At 69.0% G+C, this 5,658-nt stretch carries 4 protein-coding genes and 1 pseudogene; 3 read left to right on the forward strand and 2 right to left on the reverse strand.

Annotated features, from left to right (window positions below; translation table 11 throughout):
• Positions 1-79: 79 nt before the first annotated feature.
• A complete protein-coding gene (locus AB0H81_RS43590) occupies positions 80-1,717 on the reverse strand; it encodes an ABC transporter substrate-binding protein (protein ID WP_358388024.1) in 1,638 nt (545 codons plus the stop codon).
• 470 nt (positions 1,718-2,187) lie between these two features.
• Between AB0H81_RS43590 and AB0H81_RS43595 the strand changes: the two genes are divergently transcribed.
• The 3 genes from AB0H81_RS43595 (at position 2,188) to AB0H81_RS43605 (ending at position 4,399) form a co-directional block, all read left to right on the forward strand.
• Positions 2,188-3,117: an ABC transporter permease gene (locus tag AB0H81_RS43595; protein WP_358388027.1), complete on the forward strand. Its 930-nt coding sequence runs from the start codon at positions 2,188-2,190 to the stop codon at positions 3,115-3,117.
• Positions 3,110-4,000 carry an ABC transporter ATP-binding protein gene (locus AB0H81_RS43600; RefSeq protein WP_358388030.1) on the forward strand — a complete coding sequence of 297 codons (891 nt, stop codon included), beginning with the start codon at positions 3,110-3,112 and terminating at the stop codon, positions 3,998-4,000. The genes AB0H81_RS43595 and AB0H81_RS43600 overlap by 8 nt, the downstream gene beginning before the upstream one ends.
• A gap of 246 nt (positions 4,001-4,246) precedes the next feature.
• Positions 4,247-4,399 carry a hypothetical protein gene (locus AB0H81_RS43605; protein WP_358388033.1) on the forward strand — a complete coding sequence of 51 codons (153 nt, stop codon included), beginning with the start codon at positions 4,247-4,249 and terminating at the stop codon, positions 4,397-4,399.
• A gap of 671 nt (positions 4,400-5,070) precedes the next feature.
• Here the strand turns inward: AB0H81_RS43605 and AB0H81_RS43610 are convergent.
• Positions 5,071-5,658 (reverse strand): annotated as a pseudogene (locus AB0H81_RS43610) (hypothetical protein); the annotation flags it as partial.

Raw genomic sequence — 5,658 nt, forward strand, 5'->3', positions numbered from 1 at the left:
CCTCGCCGGCGGCATCCCCGAGCAGCGGGCGGCGCAGCTGGTCCCGCGCATGCTGCGCGCCCGCCCCCGGGAACAAGCGTCAGGCCTTCTCGACGTCGGCCCACTCAACCTGGTTGAGCAGGTTGATCTTGATGTTCTTCACCTTGGTCGAGTAACCCGAGTTGTTCCGGTAGAAGTACACCGGGATGTACGGCATCTCCTTGATGAGGATGTCGTCCGCAGCCTGGTACTGCTTCAGGCCCTCCTCGGGGGTCGCGGCCTGGTCGCCCTTGGCGACCGTCTCGTCGAACTCCTTGTTGGAGTAGCCCGCGTAGTTCGAGCCGGTCTTGATGGCGCCGGTCGAGAAGATCGGCGTCAGGTAGTTCTCAGCCGACGGGTAGTCGATCGCCCAGCCCATCCGGAACATGCCCTTGTACTTCTTGGCGTCCAGGTCGTCCAGGATGTTGGCGAACTTCTCGAACGGCTTGACCGTCACCTCGACGCCGAGGTTGGCGCGGAGGTTGTTGGCGACGGCCTCGATCCACTCCTTGTGGCCACCGTCGGCGTTGTAGCCGAGCTCCAGCTTGGCCGGACCCTTGGCCGCGGCGTACTGCTCCTTGGCCTTGCCCGGGTCGTAGGCGCAGGCGGTGCAGGCGCCCTGACGGTAGCCGTCGATGGCCGGGTTGATGAAGTCGTCGGCCGGCGCACGGGTGCCGGAGAAGACCGTCTCGGCGATCGTCTTCCGGTCGATGGCCATGGAGATGGCCTCGCGGACCTTGACGTCCTTGTACTCGTCGTTGTACTGCAGCGGGAAGCCGATGTAGCCGATACCGGCGTCCGGCTGGTCCTGGTAGCGGTCACCGAGCGCCGTCTTGGCGCTGGCGATCGCCGACGCGGGCAGCGAGTCGTGGATGTCGACGTTGTCGGCCTGCAGGTCGTTGTAGGCCGTCTCCGAGCTGTTGTAAAGCTTGAACTGGAGCTTGGTCCAGCCGGTCGGCTTCTTGCCCGGGAACTTGTCGTACACCGTCAGATCGATGCTCTGGTCGGTGCCCTTCTTGTAGGGCTTGTCCAGCTTGAACAGGCCCTGACCGATCGGCTTCTCGCCGTACTCGGCCGTCACCTTGCCGTCGCCGCCGAAGGCGGCCTTGGGCAGCGGGTAGAACGCGGTGTAGCCGAGCATGGTCTTGAACTGCGAGAACGGAGCGCTCAGGGTGACCTCGAGGGTGGTGTCGTCCACTGCCTTGAGGCCCTTCATCTCCTTGGTGGTGACCGGCTTGCCCTCGCCCGGGTTGAGGTCGGCGTAGCCCTCGACGCGGCCGAAGAAGTAGCCGGCGCCCTGAGCGTTCTCCTGGTTGGCCGCGTAGTTCCAGGCGTCCACGTAGTTCTGCGCGATCACGGGCTCGCCGTTGTGCCAGGTGTAGCCCGGCTTGAGCTTGATCGTCCAGACCTTGTTGTCCTGGGTCTCGATCGACTCCGCCGCGCCCATGACGACCTGCTTGTTCTCGTCATAGTTCACCAGCGGCTCGAAGACCGCCGCGAGCGCCTCGGCGCCCTCGGACTCCGTGGTGTTCGAAGGGACCAGCAGGTTCTGCGGCTCGCCGAGCTCCATGCGGACCGGAGTGTCGCCGCTCCCACCGGAGGTCCCGGTCGAGGTGCCGCCGCCGCCACCACACGCGGCAACCGCGAGGGCCAGCAGCGCGGTACCGGCGACGATCTGTGCGCCCTTAGTAACACGCATGGTAAGAAGATTCCTCCCTCTACAGGTGGGCGTAAGCGCTGAGCTGCGATGATCGTGAGCAGCCTGACGGGGGGTTCGGTAATCCCCCGGGTTTGGCTGACATGGTCAAACCAGCCGACGCCCTGCCAGTCGATCGCGACTATCCCTCACTACGTGCCACCAGCGAGTCTCTGGCGCGTTGCAGTTCGGTCACACGTGCGCCTATCCAACGTCACAGTCATAGGGCCCAGACGGAACATAACCCCGTATTACCGTCAGATAGCCCTACGCATGGACATGGACAGTCGAGCAAAAATACCCCTTACCGAATCGTGCTCGCGCCCTTGCCGGGCACGCGCCGGGTCACTGGGCTACGGTTGTTCGAGTCTTGGCGGCCCCTTGGAACCAGGCGCTCCAGGACTTCGTCCAACTGTCTGCCGCGCACCGGGCGCGGCAGCCCCCACCGACCGGGATCCAATAGAGTCCTTGCCATGAGTCAGCCGGAATCCGCTGTGGCGGACGCCCAGGCGGGCGGCCGAGGCGGGCAGGAGCCGCTGGCCAAGCTCGCCGCGAGATACGGGCTTCGCCGTGCCATCGCGCGGCCGAGGTTTCCTGTCTACGTGCGCCAGCTCTGGGAGCGGCGGCACTTCATCCTGACCTACGCCACCTCCCGCAACGTCTCGAAGTACTCCAGCTCCGCTCTGGGCCAGCTGTGGCAGATCCTCACGCCGCTGCTCAACGCCGCCATCTACTACGTGATGTTCGGCCTGGTGCTCGGCGGCAAGGGCACCATCCACAACTATCCCGCGTTCCTGCTGACCGGGATGTTCGTCTTCACCTACACCCAGCGGTCGGTCACCGCGGGAGCCAAGTCGATCTCCGGCAACCTCTCGCTGATCCGCGCGCTGCACTTCCCCAGGGCCTCGCTGCCCCTGGCGTACACCATCCAGGAGCTGCAGCAGCTCGCCATCTCCATGGGCGTGCTCCTCGTGATCGTGCTCATCACCGGCGAGCCCATCGCGTTGACCTGGCTGCTGATGCCGGTCGTGCTGCTGCTCCAGACGCTGTTCAACGTGGGCGCCGGCCTGGTGATGGCGCGGCTGGGCGCCTCCATGCGCGACCTCAACCAGCTCCTGCCGTTCATCACCCGCACCTGGCTGTACGCCTCGGGCGTCTTCTTCTCCATCCAGGAGAAGGTCGTGGGGGCCGCCCACATGCCCCAGTGGGTGGCCGACGTCATGTACTACGCCAACCCGGCCGCCTCCTACATCGAGGCCATGCGCGACATCCTCATCACGAAGGACGGCGGACACGTCCCGCCGGATTCGGTGTGGATATCCTGCGTATTCTGGGCGGTGTTCGCACTCTGCTTCGGCTTCTGGTACTTCTGGCGGGCCGAGGAGAGGTACGGGCGTGGCTGAACTTACCGAGGAGCTGTCACTGGTGAAGGCCGAGGAGCCCGCCGTCGCCGGCACGGGCGGCCAGGCGAAGCCGAAGTCGGCTGCGGCTTCGGCTGCGCAGCCGAAGACGGCCGCAACGCCGCCTCTCGACGTTCCCACCGGCACGCCCACCGTCATCGTCGACGACCTGCACATCGTCTACCGCGTGTACGGCGCGGCCTCCGAGGTCGAGAAGGGCAACGCGGTCAACGCCCTCATGCGCATCCTGAAGCGCCAGGGCCGGCCGCAGATGAAGGAGGTCCACGCCGTCAAGGGCGTCTCCTTCGTGGCCTACCACGGCGACGCCATCGGCATCGTGGGGCGCAACGGCTCGGGCAAGTCCACACTGCTGCGGGCCATCGCCGGCCTCCTGCCGCCCCACTCGGGCGGCGTCTACACCGACGGGCAGCCGTCGCTGCTCGGCGTCAACGCCGCGCTCATGCGCGAGCTCACCGGCGAGCGCAACATCGTGCTCGGGTGCTACGCCATGGGCATGACGCCGGCCGAGGTCAAGGAGAAGTACCAGGAGATCGTGGACTTCTCCGGCATCGACGAGTTCGTCCAGCTGCCGATGTCCACCTACTCCTCCGGCATGGGCGCGCGCCTGCGCTTCGCCATCTCCTCGGCCAAGACCCACGACGTGCTGCTCATCGACGAGGCGCTGGCCACCGGCGACCGCGAGTTCCGCAAGAAGAGCGAGCAGCGCATCAGGAAGATCCGCGAGGAGGCCGGCACGGTCTTCCTCGTCGCCCATGACCTGCGGGTCATCGAGGAGACCTGCAACCGGGTCATCTGGCTGCACAAGGGCAAGATCAAGATGGACGGCGACCCGAAGGAAGTGCTCGCCGCCTACAACAAGGGCTGAGCCTCCGGGCGCTCGATCACCTGGCCGCCGGCGCGTGCGACACGCCCGGCGGCTTCGTCTTGCGCCGGCTTTCCCGCGCAGCCTGAGGCGGCTTTTCAGGGCGGCCTGAGGCGGCTTATGGGGCGGCCTGAACGGCGGACGGGTGCGACACGGGGGGCGAACACCTGACAGCGTGACGGACGTTCCGCTATGATTCGAACACTGTTTCGATACGGCGAGGCGCGGATGGAAGGGAACGGGGGCGCGATGGGAGAGCTTTCGGCCGCGATCGACCACCTGGCCATCGAGGACGTGACGGAGATCCCGAGGATGGAGCTGGCCGAGCAGCTCATCGAGCTGCACTGGCAGATGGCCCGCCTCCAGGCCCAGATCGCCCGCCGCACCGGCGTCCGCGTCTGATTCTCAGGGGCTGGGCAGGGGTCCGGACGCGCCCGCCCCGGCCCCTCCGAGGCACGCGCTCGCGGCCACCAGGGCACGGGCCGGCCGCGCTCCCCGCGACACTCCCGGCAGGATGATCCGCGGGCGCGATCCGACCCGCTCTCAAGCCTCCGTGACGCTCCCGGCAGGACGACCGGAAGCCGCCCGATCTGACGCGCCCTCATGGCCCCGTGTCGCTCCCGGCAGGGTGGCCGGGGGTCGTCCGACCTGACCGCGCCTCAAGGCCCCGTGACGCTGCTGGCAGGGCGACCGGGGACCCTCCGATCCGACTTGCGGGCCCTGGCGAAGCTCTGGCAGGGCCCGGGGACGCTCGTCCGTCGCCATGCCGCCCGGGCTCGGCGGGCTCGGTCCCGCGCTCTCACGGCGTCCCCAAGGCTCTCCGGCCGGGGCCGGACATGGGAGTGCCGCCGGTCCCTGGTCGAGGGACCGGCGGCGGGCTGCGCCTCTCACCGGGGGTCGCCGCCCTGCAGGTGGCGGCTCGCACGTGAGGCGTGATCCGGGCTCGGGCGCGTCCACCCGGCCCGCGCCGTTCCACCGGCTTCCGAGACAGGCCGTACGAGCACCGGCACCAAGGCGCTCGTCCACACCCCCTCAGGACCGCCGGCAGGTACGGCGGGCGGCTGCCCGGGTCGTCAGGTCAGCCGCGTGCCCGGCACCACAGCGCCGGAGGCGAGGCCGCGCGACAACGGAGCTCCGGACACCACGGCACCCGGGGTCACCCCCTGGGCCAGCGGGCCGCTGGGCACGAACCCGCGGGCCAGCGTCGCGTTCGGCACCACACCGCCCGAGGTGAGGCCGCGGGCCAGCGTGTTGTCCGACACCACACCGCCCGGCGTGAGACCGCGCACCGCCGTGCCGCCCGGGAGGACGCCGCTGCGGGCCGGCGCCACGCCGCCGGGGGTGACACCGCGCGCCCCCGCAGTCCTCGGGGCCGTGCCCTCCTCGGCGGAGCCACGCGCCCGCGTACCAGCCGGCGCCGCATCGCTGCGCGCCATCGGAACCCTCTGCGCGACAGCCCCCTGAGCCAGCGAACCCCTCGCGACATCGCTCTGGGCCAGCGGAACGCTCGACGCCATACCGCCCTGGGCGACACTCCGCCCCACGCCGCTCTGAGCGACGCTCCGCCCCACGCCGCCCTGGGTGAGCGGGACGCTCGGGGCGACGCCGCCCTGGGCCGACGTGACGGCCGGCGCGCCGTGCTGGGCGCCCTGGCCGTGTCG

The sequence above is a fragment of the Nonomuraea sp. NPDC050691 genome (genome assembly GCF_040654455.1).
GTDB lineage: Bacteria > Actinomycetota > Actinomycetes > Streptosporangiales > Streptosporangiaceae > Nonomuraea.

Excerpts from the sequence above, each read along its gene's own strand:
- AB0H81_RS43590 (WP_358388024.1), bottom strand. The coding sequence starts at position 1,717 with ATGCGTGTTACTAAGGGCGCACAGATCGTCGCCGGTACCGCGCTGCTG.
- AB0H81_RS43595 (WP_358388027.1), top strand. The coding sequence starts at position 2,188 with ATGAGTCAGCCGGAATCCGCTGTGGCGGACGCCCAGGCGGGCGGCCGA.
- AB0H81_RS43605 (WP_358388033.1), top strand. The coding sequence starts at position 4,247 with ATGGGAGAGCTTTCGGCCGCGATCGACCACCTGGCCATCGAGGACGTG.